This is a genomic window from Variovorax flavidus (genome assembly GCF_030317145.1).
GTDB lineage: Bacteria > Pseudomonadota > Gammaproteobacteria > Burkholderiales > Burkholderiaceae_C > Variovorax > Variovorax flavidus.
Genome location: NZ_JASZYE010000002.1, coordinates 261,206 through 279,044, shown reverse-complemented (window position 1 = coordinate 279,044; position 17,839 = coordinate 261,206). Strand labels below are relative to the sequence as shown.

Genomic DNA, 17,839 nt, shown 5'->3' with positions numbered 1-17,839 from the left:
AGGCGCCAAATGATGCGTTGCCCCCTGGGCCGGATGCACGGCTCGTCGGGTGACGACACTCCCGCAGAGGCGAAGTCGATATGGATGCCTTGTCCGAGGTCCTGAAGGTCCTGCAGTTCAACAGCGCGATCTTCTTCAACGCCAGATTCACCGCGCCATGGTGCCTTGCTTCCCCGGAGGCGGATGCGGTGGCGAGGCAGGTCGACGCGGGATCCGAACGCCTGCTTTTCTATCACTTCTTCGTGGACGGTTCGTGCACCGTGAAGCTCGACGGCATGCCCGCGCTTCATCTGCAGGCCGGCGACATCATCCTGTTTCCGCATGGCGATGCCCACACGATGGCCTCGTCCGGGACGGACGGACCCGGGCCGCTGCTCGATGTCCAGGCGCTGCTGCGCAAGCGGCCCGACGAACTGCAACTGGGCGGCGGCGGCGAGCCGACCCGCATCATCTGCGGCTATCTGTCCTGCGATCCGATCCTGTGCCGGCCGGTCCTCGCGACTCTGCCCAGGGTGCTGACGGTCAGCCTCAGGAGCGACGAAAAGACCGACTGGGTGGAGCGCTCCTTCGTCTACGCGGTGGCGGAGGCCGCTTCCACGCAACCCGGTGGCGAAGGCGTGCTGGCCAAGTTGTCCGAAGTGCTGGTGGTCGAGACATTGCGTCGCTACGTCTCCCAGATCTCCGAGGGCCAGACCGGCTGGCTCGCGGGCTTGCGCGACCGCGTGGTCGGCAAGTGCCTGGCCCTCATGCACGAGGACCCGGCGCGTCCATGGACCCTCGAAAGCCTTGCACGCGAGGCCGGGACATCGCGCTCGGTTCTCGCCGAGAAGTTCGCCTTCTACGTCGGGCAACCGCCCATCCAGTATCTCGGCAAGTGGCGCATGGCGCTCGCGTCGAACCTGCTGCGGCGCAGCGCCTTGAGCATGATGCACATCGCGCTGGAAGTGGGCTATGAAACCGACACCGCCTTCAGCCGCGCCTTCAAGCGCGAGTTCGGCATGCCCCCGGCATCCTGGCGCCGTGAAAACGGCCTCAAGAGCCCGGCCGACTTCAGCGGCGGAAAACGATCAACGCGATCAGCGCACAGAAGCTGAGGAACTGGATGAAGAAGAATGCGAAGCGCACCGACACGACGCGATCCGTCTGGGCAAAGCACACGTGGACCAGCGACTGGGGAATCCGCGCCGCCAGGATGACGACGCACAAGGGGTCCACCGCGGGATCGACGATGCCGAAGGCGCGCAACGCATAGACCACTGCCGCGAACACCGGGAGGTTCTCGACGCAGTTCACGTGCGCGCGCATCGCGCGCTGGTACCAGCCCTTGCCCTCGACATGATCGGCCGGGAATTCGCTCATTCCGGCCCGGCCGCTGAAGACCCGGCTCAGCCGGTAGGTGCCCACCGTGGTGAGCAGGAGAGCCAGGGTCCAGGCGGCGAACCCCAGCAGCATCAACTCGGGCAGCATCTCGTTCTCCTGTCGTGGGCCCGGGTGGGCATGGCGATGCGCTACTGGAGTGGCACCGTGGGCGATGGAGCCGGCACCGCGTAGAGCAGCGGCTGGAGCGCATCCGTGATGCGGGCAGCCTGCGTGTCGTCGAGTACGCCGAAGAGGACTTTCCGGAAGCGCGGCTCGATCACGCCCGACACGATGTACTGCCAGCGATACGCCTTCAGGATTCCCTCGCCGATGGCGGTGCGTTGCGCATCGGTGTAGCGCATGCCTGCAATGGACTCGAAGTAGGCCGCGTCCGCGCTCGCCTGCGCCTGGAGAATGCCGTCGACTGCCACGACGAGGTCGATCAGGTCGCCGACGGCCGCGTCGCGTTCGGCGGGGCTGAGGCGTGCGTCTTCGCGAAGGAACTCGAGTTCGTCCAGCACCGCGTGCTGCGACTCCTCTTTCCAGTGGGCCAGGAAGACGTCCTTCCACAGCTCGCACAGGTCGTCCCGCGGCTCGATGCTGGCGCGATAGTGGGCCAGCGTGAAGAGCTCGATGTCCAGCGTCAGCGCGAGCACCGACCAGTTGCTCTTGCTCAGCACGGCGGTCGCGACCGCGTTGGGTTCGGCCGTCGCCATGTATCCCGCCGGCATGTCGGCAGCCATCATCATCTCCATGCGCCGGAACAGCTCCTGGTGCTTCAGTTCCTCGTCGGCCATGCGGACCAGGGCCTCCAGGGCCATCTGGTCGCCGAGAGCGTGCTGCCGGCTGATGTCGAGTACCTTGGCGCCGATGAAGCGTTCCACGAGCCCGAAGATGTACGCGTAGCTGCGACCCTGCACCTGGCTCAGCAGGCGACGGTCATCGTGCGTGAGGAAATCCAGCTCGTTCACCAGCGACAGGCCGGCCGGCAGGAACATCCTGTCGAGATCGAATCGCCGGTGACGGATGACGTCGTCGTCGATGTCCCAGCGGACGCGTCTGGAATTCGCGATGACCTTCGAGTAAGGATTCGCGGAGTGTGCGCTTTGCATGATGGCCTCTTTCAATGTTCGTTGAAGGAGTCGTCATGATCGAAGCGCGGGACCGATCAGGTCGGGCCGCGCGTCCGCAAATCTTGCCCGGCAATCCGGGCGCCCGGGCGCGCGTTGCGCCCCTGACCGTCATGCCTGGCGGAACTCCTCGGCGCGCCGTAGCCAGCCCTTGAGGAACACCTTCTGACTGGCGTCCTTGCCTGCGATGGACTTGAACAGTTCGACTCGCCGGTCGACCAGCAGGTTCACCAAGGCCTTGGCGCCTAGCGCGGCCAAGGCATTGGCCGCACTCTGGATGGTCTTGTCGCCGATGCCGCCATCCACCGCGCACGGCGGGCTCGAAGCCTGCAGTACTTCCTGCAGCAGCTTGATGGCAGTGCCGGGGCCGTGGTGGACGCACATGTCGAACATCAGGGGCTGGATCGCCGCGGGGAGGTCGTTGATCTTCGGCTGGATGAAGTAGCGGCCCTTGTAGATGTCACGTGCTTCGGTCTGCGCCATGCGGCGCACATCGTCGCGGCTGACTTCGCTGCCACGCCAACTGGCAAGCGAGCGCAGGGTGATGCCGAAGTTGGTCGGACCCCCACGGTCGTTGGGATGGTCGACGAATCCGCCTTCGCGCCGCAGGATGTCTTCGATCATTGCGTCCACCGCGTCGACGCCGCTGGTGTGGGCCGCGGGCTGCTCGGCGATGTCGCGGGAAAACTCGCGCACCGGCGGCACGCTGGGTTCCGCCGCCGTCGGGAAGCTGGGCGTGTTGCTCACCGGCGTGCCGGGCAAGGCGGAGGCAGGCTCGCCGGACAGCAATGCTTCCACGTTCTGGGCCACCGGCGTGATCAGTTGCAGCGCGCCGCGCACCTCGCCAAGGAACTGCGATGCCGGGTTGGGGGTCAGGCCAGCGAGGATGGCCTTGAGCTTGGCGACGGCGTCATCCAGCCGACGTGAAGCGTTGATGAAATCGCGCGCGATCTCTGCCACCTCGGCCTCATCCAGAGCCGCGATCGCAGCCTTGGTCTTGATCCACTCCGGCCCATCCGGTTCAACGAAGTTCAGGGCATTGTCCAGCTTGGCGCGGGCATCGGCATAGTTCGACATGCTTGCTTCTCCTTCATGGGCAGGCTGCGGGCGTTGAGGGGCCTAGGACGTGGCGGCGGGATGGCGGTACTCGTTCATGGCATCCCGCAGCGCGAAGGCGGTTCGCAGAAGTTGAGAGATCTCGGCGTGCAGATCGACTGGCGCCGACAGGCTTCGAGCCAACTCGTCCAGGGCTTCGCCAGTGCGCTTGAGCAGCTCCACATACTTCACCAGCATCGCGTGATAGGCGTTCTGCTTGGCAATCAGTTCGTCGTTCTTTTGCGCCGACACCGCGATGGACCGGATGAATATCTGAGTCTGGCGGTCGGTTGCCGCGTCATAGGGCGGCTTGCCGGCGAGGTAGGGATAGGGAACCGGCATGGCGGCCAGCGTGTTCGTCTTGCGGCCGATTGCGCTCAGCACCGCCTGGTCGGCGGCAACGCTCGATATCACGGCGGGGTCGGTCGGCGGGCCGGAACGCGCCACCAGACCCTTCATCGCGGAAGCCGTGCGCCGGGTTTCATCGCGGATGCGATCCTGGGCCTGCTGGGTGCCGACAACGCTGAGCCTGTACATGGCCGGCGCCTGCTGCGCCAGCGTCTTCAGGATTTCGTGCACCGGATCGCGGCCCTTCAACACCGCCTGTTCGAACTGCTTGCGATTGGCTGCATCCTGCGCCAGCTGAATGATCTCGGCGCCGATGCCGACAAAGGGTGCAAACGGCGGGAAGGCCACGCCCGCCACGCTGGCCAGGGTCTGCAACTCGGCGCCCAGCCCGAGCAGACCTTCGCGGATCTCGCCCTCTGGCCGACCCTCGGCCAGCGCCACGAGGGCCTGGTTGTACGCGTGCACCACGGCCAGGGCCTGGCGCGTTTGCTGGATACGCTCCTCGGCCGGGCTTGGCGGTGTCGACCCGTCGTCGGGCAGTTGCAGCGTCTGAGGGAAGTCCGGCTTGGGCGGCGGCGCAGCGCCGCCCAGGCGGCTGAGTTCCGCCTGCACCTTGAGGCCGTTGGAGAAATCCGTCAGGAACATGTCGGCGCTCTGCTCGACCTGCGTCATGGCCAGCGTGTAGTTCGACAGAGACTGCTTGGTTTGAGGAGTGACGGCGCAACCCGCCGCACCGAGGATGAGCAGGGCCGCCCAGGCAACGCGCATGAATTTCATGGGTCCTCCGTTGCGCTCGTTCACAAGCACAAGCCTGGAGTGTTGCGACTGCCAGTGTTCATCGCATCCTCAACGCGGAGGACCGGCACGCCACTGCAACCCGCCTCCTTCTGTTGGGGGACGACAGGAACGCTGGCAGGTTCAAAGTGCACGTCTGCAACAAGATCGCAGCAGCGATCACTGGAGGTCCAATGTTCGAACGTAGCTATCTGGACAAGAGCTTCACGGTCGCGGATCCCGACGCGCGCGTGCGGCAGGCGGGCAATCTCATGGCTTTCGAGACATCCGGCGGCACGATCAAGACCATCGCGCAGTCAACCGTCATCCGCGTCGACGCTGTCGAGCGTTTGCAGGCTGGCGCCAACAAGGTGTCACTGTTTGCGCGTGCGCTGAAAGAGGATGGCACGCCGCATGGCTGGACCTCGACGAACAATCTGCAAGGCAAGTTCGTCAACGAGACGCTCGAACTGATCGAGCCGCCATCGGGGAGTGGAAAGTTCGGGCCCAACGCCGCGTGGTCGCATGGTGCCTACGTTGGCCAGATCGGCCTCGTCGAGGTCGTCGATGCCAGGACGGAAATCGAACGCATCGCCGTCGATACCGTCGAGGCCTATCTCAAGATGGTGGACGCGGCGAAGTTGTCGGGCGTGACCGTCGCCATCAACAGCGGGTTCCGGTCCTATCCCGAGCAGAAGATCCTGTCGGATGGGTTCGAGAAGCACCTTCCGGGCTTCAACAAAGCCGCGAAGCCTGGCAACTCGAACCACCAGAATGGGATCGCGTTCGACATCGCCGTCGCGGGCGCGGATGGCAACGAGGTGTATGACTGGCTGAAGAGGAATGCGCCGGGGTTCGGGTTCGTGCGCACTGTCAGCGGCGAGCCGTGGCACTGGGAATACGATCCCCCGCGCGCTCAGCAGGCGGTTCAGAACCACACGTACAAGATTCCGGCGGTGAGTGAATGAGGCGGCGGGTCATGCCCAGCTTGACTCATGCCCGCGCCGCCGCGCTCAGCCGCCGCTCGAGCCGACGGTCTTCGGCAGCTTGATCGGATCGTAGGGCAGCGGGTTCTTGGGGTTCTGCAGGTTGGGGATCATGTCAGTCGATGCACCGCCGGGGAAGCGCTCGATGTTCGGATACTTGACGATCGACTTGTTGAACTCCACCAGCGGGATGTCCACCAGTGCAAGGGCCCAGCCATTGTCCATTCCGGCGTAACGCCCGGGCGACGAGCTTGGATTGCGAGTCGGGACCGCACCGTTGAACATCATGTCGTATTTCTCGTAGGGGTCCATCGTCAGGTTGTAGAGCGAAGGGACCGCACCCATGTTCAAGCTCGGGCCCATCCACGTGTCCTTCGAGGTGTAGAGCATCTTCCAGGCCATCTTGACGTCGGGCGCTTCCGGGATGAGCGCGATGTCCGCGCGAGCACCTGCGAAGTTCTCGCCGTCGATGTATATCCACCCGTCACGCGCCGAGTGCCTGGACTTGCCGGTGACATAGGCCGTGTTGTCGATGCCGTCGAAGTAGATCGGCTTGCCGTTGTTGTCCTTGATTTCGCCCTTGGCCGGCGGCGTGAGCCCGGCCATCGCGGCGGTCGTCGGCCACACGTCCATGTGCGACATCATCTCGTGCAGGACCTGCCCGGCCGGAATCCTGCCCGGCGCCCACATGATGCCGGGGACGCGCCAGCCCGCCTCGAATGCCGAGCCCTTTTCGCCGCGATACGGATGCGTGCCGGCGTCCGGCCACGCGTCCTGCCACGCGCCGTTGTCGGCTGTGATGATGACGATGGTGTCGGGCGCTTCGGCGCGAATGGTGTCCATGATCCGGCCGATGTTGTAGTCGAGCTCCATCATCGAATCCGAGTAGTTGCCGAGGTGGGACTTGCCCGCGAACATCTTGTTCGGGCTTGTGGGCTGGTGCATCTTCATGAAGTTGACATCCATGAAGAACGGCTTCGCAGACTTCGCGTTCTTCTTGATGTACTCGATCGCGGAATCCGTCTGCCGCATGTCGAAGTCGGCCAGGTTTGCCAACGTGATCACCGCACCGTTGTCGCCTTTCACCGCCGGCTTGCCCGCCACGCCTTCCCATTCGTAGAGATTCACGACGCCCTGATACATCTTCCAGAATTCCTCGTTCCCTTTCGGGAACCATGGGTGGGCGTTGGGAGACAGGTCGCTGTAGCCGTAGACGCCCGGGTAGTAAGCAGCGAACTGCTTCATCTCGTCGAATCCGTGTTCGATCGGGTAGAACTCGGGTTTGTCGCCGAGATGCCACTTCCCGGAGAAGTACGTGGAGTAGCCGTTCTTCCTGTAGAACTCGGCAATGGTCGGCGTCTCCTTCCTGAGGCCGTTCGGGTCGCCGGGAACGACGACGACCGACATGGCCGAGCGGATCGGGATGCGGCCGGTAATGAACGAAGCCCGTCCCGCCGTGCAGCTCGCCTGGCCGTACCAGTTGGTGAATATCGCGCCCTCCTTGGCCACGCGATCGATGTTGGGCGTCGGGTGTCCGAGGGCGGCGCCACCGAGATAGGCCCCAAAGTCGGCCCATCCGGTGTCGTCGGTCATCAGCATGACGACGTTGGGCTTCCTGGCCGGCGTCTGCGCGTACGCCGACGGTGCCGTGAACGTGAACAGGCCGACAAGCGCCATGCTCGCCAGAAGTGAGGTTTCCGTGAGTTTCATGGTCGGTCCTCCTGCTGAAGGACGGATGTTGGGCTTGAGCGCGCGCGCTTGCCATCCCGGCGGCCACCTACCTCCACGTACGTGCCGACGGCGTCGACAAACGCCCGGGATTGCTGAAGGCTGCGAGGCCACGGCGAGGTCTGCTTCGGCGCGGCATGGGTAGCCACATGCCTCACGTACGTGGTCTACGTGGACGCCGGGATGCTGATGGGGCGGGGCCGTTCCGGGAGGGGCCGCTCGACGGGCGTTAGGCGTCGCCTGGCTTCGGACACGCGTACTCAACCTGAAAGCGCTCAAGCAACTCGATGAACCGCTTCCATCCGGAAGGAAATCCGCATACCTTCACTTCTCGTACCCATCGGTTGGCGAGCAGGTTCACCAGACGATACCGATAGATTTCTCTGAACGTCTTCTCGTCGATCAGCCGTTGCGAAATCATGATTTCGCAGTGCTCGAACAGGCCCATGTACGCCTCTATCTGAAAGTACTCTTCTGGAGTGCTTGGAACCGCGCCGCCAGCCCACTTTCCCCCAGGGCGCAAGGCGCGGTGCACCTCATCGTGCCTGGCAAACGCGGAGCGGAGTTCGAGCCAGAACTTCGCTCGATTCGTCCTCGCGGTGATGAGAAGATTGAGCGCGGCAAACAACAGGGAGCCTGCTCCCACGACGACGCCGAGAATTGTCGCCACATCCTTTACGTCAGCGAGTGTCATGACTGACCTCCGTTCGCAGTACTCATCGAAGCCCAATGCGATGGATTGGGAGATTGGAATTGCCTCATCCATGTAGCCACAAATTGCCTTGCGCGGCGCCCATCCGCTTGTGGAGTCGCAAGCTAGTCCAAGGACGCATGTCGATACTCGGCGTATGCAGTTGGGCGGAAGCTCCCCACCGGCACGGTTTGCTCTGCATCTGAAAGGACGACGCGGACGTTGGACTCCTCGCGCATCCAGCAACCACGCGCTGTGTGCCCGTCCCAAGTCGACAGGAAACAGACTCGACCCGGCGCAGGGCAATCGCCTTGAGCATCGGTCAGTTGCAATAGACGAACCGGGCTTCCATCCGCTACGAAGAGGACGCTTGGCGTGAGGTCGCAGCCGACCACGCAAGCGCAGCAGAGGAAAGCGACAGGCCACCACGTCAAGGATTTGAGATTGAACATGATTCAGGTCCAAAAAAGCAAAAAGGCAACGAGCTGAACTCGTTGCCTTTGAGAGGGCGTCTGGCGAAGTGAGCGGGCTAACTGCCCAACAGAATTCGACCACGCTGCTCAAAGGCAACGAAGGTGCGAAAGCTCGAAATCGACAGATGCTTGGACACGATGAATGCGTTCAATGTGTGACTGGTTGCGGACAGTCTAGGCTGCCGGCAGATGCCTGTCTACGTGAAAATTGCCAAACGGATTCGCTCTGCCTCCGAAGCAGCCATTGAGCTTGGCTGTCCGAGGCGCTGATACATCACGAGCGGCGCGCGCCTAGCGCGGCAGCGGCAGCGCCGTCTTGTAGCGCACCTGCTTCAGCGCAAAGCTGGAGCGGATCTTCTCGATCCCGGCGATGGGCGTGAGCTGTTCGAGGATGAACTTCTCCAGCGCCCCGATGTCGGCCACGGCGACCCGGATCAGGTAGTCGCTGTCGCCCGTCATCAGGTAGCACTCCATCACTTCATCGTGTTCCGCAATGCGCTGTTCGAAGTCGGCCAGCGACTGCTTGCTCTGCGTCTTGAGGCTGATCGAGATGAACACGTTGAGGCCGAGTCCCAGCGCGCTCGCACTCGCCAGCGCGACGTAGCGCTGGATGACGCCGGCGGTCTCCAGCGCCTTCACGCGCGCCAGGCACGGCGAGGGAGACAGATGCACCCGGCGCGCCAGCTCGACGTTCGACAGCGCGCCGTCGCGCTGGAGTTCGTCCAGGATGCGCAGATCGATCGTGTCAAGTTGCATGAAATGCCGTGCAAGAGCCAAATCGCGGCATTCTATGTGGCTGTCGATCGTTGGAATGGGTCGAAACGGCATCCCATTCCGCAAGTCGCGGCCTAAAGTGCGGTTCATGAACGCCCCGATGTCCCCCGATCACCTGCGCGCATTGCTCGACATGTCCCTCCACGATTCCGACCCCGTCGAAACCGCCGAATGGCGCGATGCCTTCGTCGCATTGGCCGAGACACACGGCCCGGAGCGGGCGCGCTGGATGCTGGACGAACTCGCGCGCATGGCACGGGCGCAGCGCATCGGCTGGCAGCCCGAGCTGTCGACGCCGTATGTCAACACCATTGCCGCCGATGCCCAGCCGGCGTTCCCCGGCGATCTGGCGATCGAGGAGCGGCTCGCGTCGCTGATGCGCTGGAACGCGCTCGCGATGGTCGTGCGCGCCAACCAGGCCTATGGCGAACTCGGCGGCCACATCGCGAGCTATGCCAGCGCGGCGGATCTGTTCGAGACGGGGTTCAATCATTTCTTCCACGCACGCACCGACGCGCATCGCGGCGACCTCGTGTTCTTCCAGCCGCACAGCGCGCCCGGCGTCTATGCGCGCGCCTTCCTCGAAGGCCGGCTCAGCGAGGACGACCTGACGCATTACCGCCAGGAACTCACCGCGCCCGCCTTCACCGAGGGCAAAGGCGCACGCGGCCTGAGCAGCTATCCGCATCCGTACCTGATGCCGGACTTCTGGCAGTTCCCGACCGGCTCGATGGGCATCGGGCCGATCAGCTCGATCTACCACGCGCGCTTCATGCGCTACCTGACTCACCGCAACCTGTTGAACTGCGATGGGCGCAAGGTGTGGGGCGTTTTCGGCGACGGCGAAATGGACGAGCCCGAATCGATGAGCGCGCTCACGCTCGCCGCGCGCGAGAAGCTCGACAACCTGGTGTGGGTCGTCAACTGCAACCTGCAGCGCCTGGACGGGCCGGTGCGCGGCAACGGCCGCATCATCGACGAGCTGGAAAAGCTCTTTGCCGGTGCCGGATGGAACGTGATCAAGCTCGTGTGGGGCAGCGACTGGGACGGTCTCTTCGCACGCGACGTGAACGGCGCCCTGGTGCGCGCCTTCGCGAACACGGTCGACGGGCAGATGCAGACTTTCGCGGCCAAGGACGGCCGCTACAACCGCGACACCTTCTTCGGCCAGGACGAGGAACTGGTGCGGCTCGCCCAGGGCATGACCGACGAGCAGATCGACCGCCTGAAACGCGGCGGCCATGACCTCGTGAAGATCCACGCCGCCTACGCGGCCGCTGCGGCTCATCAGGGGCAGCCCACGGTGATCCTCGCCCACACCAAGAAGGGCTACGGCATGGGCAGCGCGGGCCAGGGCAAGATGACCACGCATTCGCAGAAGAAGCTGGACGACACTGACCTCATCGAGTTCCGCAACCGCTTCAATCTGCCTCTCACGGACGAGCAGGCGACGAAGGCCGCCTTCTACAAGCCCGCTGACGACAGCGCCGAGATGCACTACCTGCTGGGCCGTCGCGCCGCGCTCGGCGGCAGCATGCCGCGCCGCGAGACCGCGTGCGAGGTGGTTGCCAAGCCCGACATCGCGGCCTATGCGCAATTCGCGGTGGCCGCCGCAGGCAAGGAGATGAGCACCACCATGGCCTTCGTGCGCGTGCTGGGCAATCTCATGAAGGATCCGGCGCTCGGGCCGCGCGTGGTGCCCATCGTCGCCGACGAGGCGCGCACCTTCGGCATGGCCAACCTCTTCAAGCAGGTCGGCATCTATTCGAGCGTGGGCCAGCGCTATGCGCCGGAGGACATCGGCTCGGTGCTCTCGTACCGCGAGGCGACCGACGGCCAGATCCTGGAGGAAGGCATCAGCGAGGCCGGCGCCATCGCGAGCTGGACGGCCGCCGCCACCAGCTACAGCGTGCACGGGCTGGCGATGCTGCCCTTCTATATCTACTACTCGATGTTCGGCTTCCAGCGGGTGGGCGACCAGATCTGGGCCGCCGCCGACCAGCGGCCGCGCGGCTTCCTGCTGGGCGCGACCTCCGGCCGCACCACGCTGGGTGGCGAAGGGCTGCAGCACCAGGACGGGTCGAGCCATCTCATCGCGGCCACCATTCCGAACTGCCGGGCGTATGACCCGGCATTCGCGGGCGAAATGGCGGTCATCGTCGATGCCGGCATCCGCGAGATGCTGGTCGAGCAGAAGGACGTGTTCTATTACGTCACGCTCATGAACGAGAACTACGCGCAGCCGGACCTGCCGGAAGGTGCGGAAGCCGACGTGCTGCGCGGCTGCTATCGCTTCGACGGCTGGAAGGGCGCACAGCCGAAGTCCGCTGGCGCGAAGATCACGCTGCTCGGCTCGGGCGCGATCCTCACCGAAGTCATCAAGGCTGCGCAGATGCTGGCCGAAGAGGGCATTGCGGCCGAGGTGATCAGCGTCACCAGCTGGAGCGAACTGGCCCGCGATGGCCGGGCCTGTGAAGAGCGTGCGCTGGCGGGCGAGGCGAACCCGGGCACACCGTTCATCGCGCAGCAATTGGGTGGCGGCAGCGGCCCGGTGGTCGCCGCGACCGATTACGTGCGCGCCGTGCCCGAGAGCGTCCGTGCCTTCCTGCCCGAAGGCCGCCGCTATCTCACGCTGGGCACCGACGGCTTCGGCCGCAGCGACACCCGTGCCGCGCTGCGGCAGTTCTTCGGCGTCGACGCGCAGAGCATCGTGCGGGCCGCGCGGCACGCGCTGGCGCCACGCTGAAGCGCCTGGGCCCGCGGTGGCGCCGCGTCGCCAAGAGGGGTTAGTCCCGTTGTGACGCAGGCGCGCGGATTTCTATGATGGCCCCCTGACCCCGCGCGGCCAGCCAGGCTGCCGGCGCGGATGCCAGCCCGCTTCTTGCGTGCCGGCCTTCCTTCGAACCCCTCGGGAACATCCATGAACAAAGCAGGACTCATCGGCCTGGGCGCCATGGGCGCAGGCATTGCGGGCACGTTGCGCAGCAAGGGCTATGAAGTGCATGTGTGCGACGTGCGGCCCGGCGCGGCGCTGCGCTTCGCCGAACAGGGCGGCGTCGCCTGGGCCACGCCGGCGCAGGTCGCGGCCGCGTGCAACGTGGTCATCTCCGTGGTGGTCAACGCGCAGCAGACCGAGGACGTGCTCTTCGGCGAAGGCGGTGCGACCGCGGCGATGAAACCCGGTAGCGTGTTCGTGATGTGTTCGACCGTCGACCCAAACTGGTCGATCGCGCTCGAAGAGCGCCTGAATGCCTTGGGCATCCATTACATCGACGCGCCGATCTCCGGCGGCGCCGCCAAGGCCGCGAGCGGGCAGATGACCATGATGAGCGCCGCCCGGCCCGAGGCCTACGCGAAAGCCGACCCCGTGCTCGACGCCATGGCCGGCAAGGTCTACCGCCTGGGCGACCGCGCCGGCGCGGGCAGCAAGGTGAAGATCATCAACCAGCTGCTTGCCGGCGTGCACATCGCCGCGGCGGCCGAAGCGATGGCGCTGGGACTGCGCGAAGGCGTCGCGCCCGATGCGCTCTACGAAGTCATCACGCACAGCGCCGGCAACAGCTGGATGTTCGAGAACCGCATGGCCCACGTGCTGGCGGGCGACTACACGCCGCTGTCGGCGGTGGACATCTTCGTGAAGGACCTGGGGCTGGTGCTCGACACCGCGCGGGCCAGCAAGTTTCCGCTGCCGCTCGCGTCCACCGCGCACCAGATGTTCATGCAGGCGTCGACCGCGGGCTTCGCCAAGGAGGACGACAGCGCCGTGATCAAGATCTTCCCGGGCATCGAGCTGCCGGCTTCCGGCAAGGCGGGCAAGCCATGACGCTCCTGCTCGGCTGCATTGCCGATGACTTCACGGGCGCGACCGATCTCGCGAACAACCTGGTGCGCGCGGGCATGCGCGTGGTGCAGACCATCGGCGTGCCGGTGTCGCCGTTGGCAGCGGAGGTCGATGCGGTGGTGGTGGCGCTCAAGTCGCGCACCATCGCGCCGGCCGAGGCGGTCGCGCAGTCGCTCGATGCGTTGCGCTGGCTGAAGGCGCAGGGCGCGCGGCAGGTCTATTTCAAGTACTGCTCCACCTTCGACAGCACCGCCGAGGGCAACATCGGGCCGGTCACCGAGGCGCTGATGGACGCGCTGGGTTGCGACTTCACCATCGCCACGCCCGCCTTCCCGGACAACAAGCGCACGGTGTTCAAGGGCTACCTGTTCGCGGGCGACGTGCTGCTCAACGAGAGCGGCATGCAGAACCACCCGCTCACGCCGATGACCGATCCGAACCTCGTGCGCGTGATGCAGGCGCAGACCCGGCGCAAGGTCGGCTTGATCGACTACGCCGCGGTGGCGAAGGGCGCCGCCGCGATCGGGGAGCGGATCGCCCAACTGCGCCGGGAGAACGTCGGTGTCGCCATCGTCGATGCGGTCTCCAACGATGACCTGATGCGTCTCGGACCGGCACTGGCCGATATGCCACTGGTCACCGCAGGCTCGGGCGTGGCGATCGGCCTGCCGGCGAACTTCGGCATCGCGCCTTCGTCGGCTGCCAGCGTGCTGCCCGCGGCGGGCGGCTTGCAGGCGGTGGTTTCGGGCAGTTGCTCGCTCGCGACGAACCGGCAGGTCGCGGATTTCATTGCGTCGGGGCGCCCGGCCCTGGCGATCGATCCCATGCAGATCGCTTCCGGCATCGACGTGGTCGCGCAGGCGCTGGCCTGGGCGGCGCCACGGGTCGAGCAGGGGCCGGTGCTGGTCTATTCGACGGCGGACCCCGAGGCCGTCAAGTCGGTGCAGGGGCGCCTCGGTGTCGCGGAGGCCGGCGCAATGGTGGAGGAAGCCATTGCCGCCATCGCACGCGGGCTGGTCGATCGCGGCGTGCGGCAACTGGTCGTGGCGGGCGGCGAAACCTCGGGTGCGGTCGTGCAAGCGCTCGGCATCGCGCAGCTGCAGATCGGCGCGCAGATCGATCCCGGCGTGCCGTGGTGTCACGCGCACAGCAATGCGGCCGGCGGCGGGGGCCTTCACATCACGCTCAAGTCGGGCAATTTCGGCAGCGACGATTTCTTCACCAAAGCCTTTACATTTCTTTGATGCACTGCCCCCACGCTCGTCATTTCGTGTATCGCTGCCCCCCGAGGGGGCGCTCAGTGCCCTTCGGGCGGCCGGGCGGGCACTGATGAACGAGAGCCACGCAAGAGAGGAAATCTGCCGCATCGGCCGCAGTCTCTTCGAGCGCGGCTATGTGCACGCCACGGCCGGGAACATCAGCATCCGGCTCGACCACGGCTTCCTGATCACGCCCACCGACGCCTGCCTCGGCTTTCTCGATCCCGCAAAGCTCGCGCGGCTCGACGCTCATCTGCACCAGACCCATGGCGACCTTGCCAGCAAGACGATTGCCCTGCACGCCCGCATCTACGGCGCGGCCACCCAGTTCGATCCGGGCACGCGCTGCGTGATCCACACCCACAGCACGCACTGCGTCGCGCTCACGCTGAACGCGCCGGGCGCGGAGCTGCTCCCGCCGATCACGCCGTATTTCGTGATGAAGGTCGGCCACGTGCCGGTGATTCCCTATCACCGCCCGGGCGCACCCGAAGCCGCGGCGCTGGTCGCGCAGACCATCGAGCGCTACGGTGCGCAAGGCACGCCGCTGCGCGCCGTGATGCTCGACCGTCTCGGCCCCAACGTCTGGCACGACACACCTGCTGCCGCGATGGCCGTGCTGGAAGAGCTGGAAGAAACTGCCAAGGTCTGGCTCTTATCCAGCCAGGCGAACAGGAGCCCGCCCGAACCCCTGGGCCCGACCCAGATCAACGACCTGCGGCGCAACTTCGGCAGTCGATGGTGAATACCCCCCCCAGCCTCGCCCACTGCGTGTGGCTCGGGCACCCCCCTTTGGGGGGCAACGCCTGCGGACCGGCGGAGCCGGGTCCGCGGCATTTCTGGAATTTTGTGGCGCCGCGGCGCCTTTGATCTGTGGAGTTTTTGAATGCCTCGATTTGCTGCCAATCTTTCGATGCTCTATCCGGAGCTTGATTTTCTGGATCGCTTTGAAGCTGCCGCCAAGGATGGGTTTCGGGCTGTCGAGTATCTGTTTCCTTATGCCTACGAACAGCGGGAACTGGCGGCGCGGCTGTCGGCCAATGGGTTGCAGCAGGTGCTGTTCAACGGGCCGCCGGGTGACTGGGAGCGGGGCGAGCGCGGCCTCGCGTGCCTGCCTGGGCGCGAGGCGGAGTTTCGCGAAGGCATCCTGAAGGCGATCGACTATGCCGCCGCGCTGTCGTGCCCGCGCATCCACGTGATGGCCGGACTCGTGCCGGGGGGCATGGAGCGCGACGCCGTACAGCCGACCTATCTCGACAACCTGCGCTGGGCTGCAATCGAGGCGGCGAAGGCCGGGCTCGATCTGCTGATCGAGCCGATCAACACACGCGACATCCCCCGTTTCTTCCTGAACCGGCAGGACCACGCGCACGAGATCGTCGAAGCCGTGGGCGCGCTGAACGTGCAGGTGCAGATGGACCTCTACCACTGTCAGATCGTCGAGGGCGACGTCGCGATGAAGATCCGCAAGTACCTGCCCACGGGCCGCGTCGGGCATTTCCAGATCGCGGGCGTGCCGGACCGGAACGAGCCGGACATCGGGGAGCTGAACCATCCCTATCTCTTCGACGTGATCGACGAGGTGTCCGCGCAATGCGGCTGGGAAGGCTGGGTCGGCTGCGAGTACCGGCCGCGTCGCGGCGCCGTGGCCCGTGGCACCTCCGACGGGCTCGCTTGGCTGCGGTCGCTGCCGCGCACGTCGGGCGCATGAAGCTCGAAGCGGTACGCATCCCGCCGCGCCTGCAAGGTTTCGCGGCGGGCGGTGGCGATGTGTTCGACGTCACGCTCGCCGGCGCCAGCGTTGCGGCCATCGAGCCCAGCACGCAGGCTGCGCGGGGCACCCTGCTCAGCGGCCTGGTGGACGCGCACGCCCACATCGACAAGAACTACACCGTGCGCGAAGTCGGTGCCGCCGAGGGCAATCTCTTCGCCGCCATCGAACGCATGGCCGCGCATCGCGCGCACTGGACCGCCGACAGCCTGCGCACGCGCATGCAGCGCGCCTTGCGCGAAGCGTGGTTCGCCGGCACGCGCGCCTTGCGAACGCACCTGGACTGGGGCGGCGCCGAGGCGCCGGTCTCGCTCGCGGTCTTCGAGGCGCTGCGCGACGAATTGCGTGGCCGTGTCGAACTGCAGTTCGTCGCGCTCACGCCGCTCGACGTGTTTGCCGACCTCGCGGCCAGCGAGCGCGTCGCGCAAACGGTCAAGCGCGCGGGCGGCGTGCTCGGTGCCTTCGTCTATCGCAACGACGGCATCGTGCACAAGCTCGGGCGCGTGTTCGATCTGGCGCAGGAATACGGGCTGGCGCTCGACTTCCATGTCGACGAAGGCCTGGACGTGGAGGCGACCGGGCTGCGCACCATCGCGCAGCTTGCGATCGCGCGGGGCCTGCACGGCCGCGTGACTTGCGGCCACGCGTGCTCGCTCTCCGTGCAGGACGACACGACCGCCAACGCGACCTTGGCGCTGTGCGCGCAGGCGGGCATCCACCTCATCGCCCTGCCCACCACCAATCTCTACCTGCAGGGCGCATGGAACCGCACGCCGGTACAACGCGGCATCACGCGCATCCGCGAAGCCGCAGCGCACGGCCTGCGCGCGAGCCTGGGCACCGACAACGTGCAGGACGCCTTCTACCCCTACGGCAGTTACGACCTCGTCGAGACCTTCGGCCTCGGCGTGCAGATGGGCCACCTGGCGCCAGCCGCCGACTGGCTCGACACCATCACCGTCAGTCCTGCCAGGGCGCTGGGACTGGCGTGGGACGGCCGCATCGCGCCAGGCTGCCCGGCAGACTTCGTGCTGCTGGCCGCGGCCGACGAATATGAACTTCTGGACCCGCGCGGGCGGCGACGCACCGTCATCCGCGCAGGCCGCACTCTGGAGCACACCGAATGAGCATGGGCAAACCGATGGCCAACTACGCAGCCGCCAGGCGCGTGGGCGACTTCGTCTTCATGAGCGGCGTGGTGGCAGTCGATCCGTCGACGCGCCGCGCTGTTTCCAGCTACGAGGACATCCCCGAAGCGGCGCGCGAGGCCTTGCGGGGGCTGGGCTACGCGACGGGCCAGATGTCGGTCGACATCTTCGAGGCTGCGATCGTGGCGCAGAGCTGGTTCGTGCTCGAACGCATTCGCCAGATCGCGGCCGAGCACGGCGGCACGATGGACGACGTCGTGAAGCTGGTGCAGTACTTCCGCCGCCTGCCCGACTACGCGCCCTACAACCGCGTGCGTGGCCTGTTCTATCCGGGCGAGCCGCCGGTCAGCACGGTGGTGGAAGTGTCACGCTTCCTGCCGGGGGACGAGGTGCTGGTCGAGGTGGAGGCGACGATGTATTTGCCGCAGCATTGAACGAAAGGGGCGTGGCGGCCGCGGCTCT

At 65.9% G+C, this 17,839-nt stretch carries 16 protein-coding genes; 9 read left to right on the top strand and 7 right to left on the bottom strand.

Going from position 1 to position 17,839, the window contains the following annotated elements; all coding sequences use genetic code 11:
* Nucleotides 1–80: 80 nt before the first annotated feature.
* Entirely contained in the window at nt 81–1,094 is a 1,014-nt protein-coding gene (locus tag QTH90_RS11945; RefSeq protein ID WP_286664764.1) for an AraC family transcriptional regulator, read from the top strand.
* Here QTH90_RS11945 and QTH90_RS11940 read toward each other — a convergent pair.
* The 4 genes from QTH90_RS11940 to QTH90_RS11925 all read right to left on the bottom strand — a co-directional run bounded on the left by QTH90_RS11940 (nt 1,051) and on the right by QTH90_RS11925 (nt 4,709).
* Complete coding sequence (locus QTH90_RS11940) at nt 1,051–1,467, bottom strand: MAPEG family protein (RefSeq protein ID WP_286664763.1); 417 nt, start codon at nt 1,465–1,467, stop codon at nt 1,051–1,053. The two genes, QTH90_RS11945 and QTH90_RS11940, sit on opposite strands and share 44 nt — an antisense overlap.
* 41 nt (nt 1,468–1,508) lie before the next feature.
* Nucleotides 1,509–2,471: a hypothetical protein gene (locus QTH90_RS11935; RefSeq protein WP_286664762.1), complete on the bottom strand. Its 963-nt coding sequence runs from the start codon at nt 2,469–2,471 to the stop codon at nt 1,509–1,511.
* 129 nt (nt 2,472–2,600) lie between these two features.
* The gene (locus QTH90_RS11930; RefSeq protein WP_286664761.1) at nt 2,601–3,566 is read right to left on the bottom strand and encodes a glycoside hydrolase family 108 protein; all 966 of its coding nucleotides are present in this window, start codon (nt 3,564–3,566) and stop codon (nt 2,601–2,603) included.
* A gap of 42 nt (nt 3,567–3,608) precedes the next feature.
* Nucleotides 3,609–4,709 carry a hypothetical protein gene (locus tag QTH90_RS11925; RefSeq protein ID WP_286664760.1) on the bottom strand — a complete coding sequence of 367 codons (1,101 nt, stop codon included), beginning with the start codon at nt 4,707–4,709 and terminating at the stop codon, nt 3,609–3,611.
* A gap of 146 nt (nt 4,710–4,855) precedes the next feature.
* Here QTH90_RS11925 and QTH90_RS11920 point away from each other — a divergent pair, with 146 nt between their 5' ends.
* On the top strand, nt 4,856–5,674 hold the full coding sequence (locus QTH90_RS11920) for a M15 family metallopeptidase (protein ID WP_286664759.1): 819 nt from the start codon (nt 4,856–4,858) through the stop codon (nt 5,672–5,674).
* A gap of 45 nt (nt 5,675–5,719) precedes the next feature.
* Here QTH90_RS11920 and QTH90_RS11915 read toward each other — a convergent pair whose 3' ends face one another.
* The 3 genes from QTH90_RS11915 to QTH90_RS11905 all read right to left on the bottom strand — a co-directional run bounded on the left by QTH90_RS11915 (nt 5,720) and on the right by QTH90_RS11905 (nt 9,340).
* Nucleotides 5,720–7,402: an arylsulfatase gene (locus QTH90_RS11915; RefSeq protein ID WP_286664758.1), complete on the bottom strand. Its 1,683-nt coding sequence runs from the start codon at nt 7,400–7,402 to the stop codon at nt 5,720–5,722.
* Between the two features lie 247 nt (nt 7,403–7,649).
* The gene (locus tag QTH90_RS11910) at nt 7,650–8,114 is read right to left on the bottom strand and encodes a hypothetical protein (RefSeq protein ID WP_286664757.1); all 465 of its coding nucleotides are present in this window, start codon (nt 8,112–8,114) and stop codon (nt 7,650–7,652) included.
* Nucleotides 8,115–8,875: 761 nt separating this feature from the next.
* Entirely contained in the window at nt 8,876–9,340 is a 465-nt protein-coding gene (locus QTH90_RS11905) for an Lrp/AsnC family transcriptional regulator (protein ID WP_286664756.1), read from the bottom strand.
* Nucleotides 9,341–9,446: 106 nt separating this feature from the next.
* Between QTH90_RS11905 and mdeB the strand changes: the two genes are divergently transcribed.
* The 7 genes from mdeB (at nt 9,447) to QTH90_RS11870 (ending at nt 17,811) form a co-directional block, all read left to right on the top strand.
* Nucleotides 9,447–12,104: an alpha-ketoglutarate dehydrogenase gene (mdeB, locus tag QTH90_RS11900; RefSeq protein ID WP_286664755.1), complete on the top strand. Its 2,658-nt coding sequence runs from the start codon at nt 9,447–9,449 to the stop codon at nt 12,102–12,104.
* Between the two features lie 174 nt (nt 12,105–12,278).
* Nucleotides 12,279–13,181, top strand: coding sequence for an L-threonate dehydrogenase (gene ltnD, locus QTH90_RS11895; RefSeq protein ID WP_286664754.1), 903 nt, complete (start codon nt 12,279–12,281; stop codon nt 13,179–13,181).
* The gene (gene otnK, locus QTH90_RS11890; protein ID WP_286664753.1) at nt 13,178–14,443 is read left to right on the top strand and encodes a 3-oxo-tetronate kinase; all 1,266 of its coding nucleotides are present in this window, start codon (nt 13,178–13,180) and stop codon (nt 14,441–14,443) included. Before ltnD ends, otnK begins: the two co-directional genes overlap by 4 nt.
* 85 nt (nt 14,444–14,528) lie before the next feature.
* Nucleotides 14,529–15,203: a class II aldolase/adducin family protein gene (locus tag QTH90_RS11885; RefSeq protein WP_286664752.1), complete on the top strand. Its 675-nt coding sequence runs from the start codon at nt 14,529–14,531 to the stop codon at nt 15,201–15,203.
* A 141-nt stretch (nt 15,204–15,344) separates the two neighbouring features.
* A complete protein-coding gene (gene otnI / locus QTH90_RS11880) occupies nt 15,345–16,169 on the top strand; it encodes a 2-oxo-tetronate isomerase (protein WP_286664751.1) in 825 nt (274 codons plus the stop codon).
* A complete protein-coding gene (locus QTH90_RS11875; RefSeq protein WP_286664750.1) occupies nt 16,166–17,356 on the top strand; it encodes an amidohydrolase family protein in 1,191 nt (396 codons plus the stop codon). Before otnI ends, QTH90_RS11875 begins: the two co-directional genes overlap by 4 nt.
* The gene (locus tag QTH90_RS11870) at nt 17,353–17,811 is read left to right on the top strand and encodes a RidA family protein (protein WP_286664749.1); all 459 of its coding nucleotides are present in this window, start codon (nt 17,353–17,355) and stop codon (nt 17,809–17,811) included. Before QTH90_RS11875 ends, QTH90_RS11870 begins: the two co-directional genes overlap by 4 nt.
* Nucleotides 17,812–17,839 lie beyond the last annotated feature (28 nt).

What these genes read in the sequence shown, in the direction of transcription:
- otnK (WP_286664753.1), top strand. Translation starts at nt 13,178, where the DNA reads ATGACGCTCCTGCTCGGCTGCATTGCCGATGACTTCACGGGCGCGACC.
- QTH90_RS11875 (WP_286664750.1), top strand. Translation starts at nt 16,166, where the DNA reads ATGAAGCTCGAAGCGGTACGCATCCCGCCGCGCCTGCAAGGTTTCGCG.
- QTH90_RS11925 (WP_286664760.1), bottom strand. Translation starts at nt 4,709, where the DNA reads ATGAAATTCATGCGCGTTGCCTGGGCGGCCCTGCTCATCCTCGGTGCG.
- ltnD (WP_286664754.1), top strand. Translation starts at nt 12,279, where the DNA reads ATGAACAAAGCAGGACTCATCGGCCTGGGCGCCATGGGCGCAGGCATT.
- mdeB (WP_286664755.1), top strand. Translation starts at nt 9,447, where the DNA reads ATGAACGCCCCGATGTCCCCCGATCACCTGCGCGCATTGCTCGACATG.
- QTH90_RS11930 (WP_286664761.1), bottom strand. Translation starts at nt 3,566, where the DNA reads ATGTCGAACTATGCCGATGCCCGCGCCAAGCTGGACAATGCCCTGAAC.
- QTH90_RS11940 (WP_286664763.1), bottom strand. Translation starts at nt 1,467, where the DNA reads ATGCTGCCCGAGTTGATGCTGCTGGGGTTCGCCGCCTGGACCCTGGCT.
- otnI (WP_286664751.1), top strand. Translation starts at nt 15,345, where the DNA reads ATGCCTCGATTTGCTGCCAATCTTTCGATGCTCTATCCGGAGCTTGAT.
- QTH90_RS11945 (WP_286664764.1), top strand. Translation starts at nt 81, where the DNA reads ATGGATGCCTTGTCCGAGGTCCTGAAGGTCCTGCAGTTCAACAGCGCG.
- QTH90_RS11910 (WP_286664757.1), bottom strand. Translation starts at nt 8,114, where the DNA reads ATGACACTCGCTGACGTAAAGGATGTGGCGACAATTCTCGGCGTCGTC.
- QTH90_RS11915 (WP_286664758.1), bottom strand. Translation starts at nt 7,402, where the DNA reads ATGAAACTCACGGAAACCTCACTTCTGGCGAGCATGGCGCTTGTCGGC.
- QTH90_RS11935 (WP_286664762.1), bottom strand. Translation starts at nt 2,471, where the DNA reads ATGCAAAGCGCACACTCCGCGAATCCTTACTCGAAGGTCATCGCGAAT.
- QTH90_RS11870 (WP_286664749.1), top strand. Translation starts at nt 17,353, where the DNA reads ATGAGCATGGGCAAACCGATGGCCAACTACGCAGCCGCCAGGCGCGTG.
- QTH90_RS11905 (WP_286664756.1), bottom strand. Translation starts at nt 9,340, where the DNA reads ATGCAACTTGACACGATCGATCTGCGCATCCTGGACGAACTCCAGCGC.
- QTH90_RS11885 (WP_286664752.1), top strand. Translation starts at nt 14,529, where the DNA reads ATGAACGAGAGCCACGCAAGAGAGGAAATCTGCCGCATCGGCCGCAGT.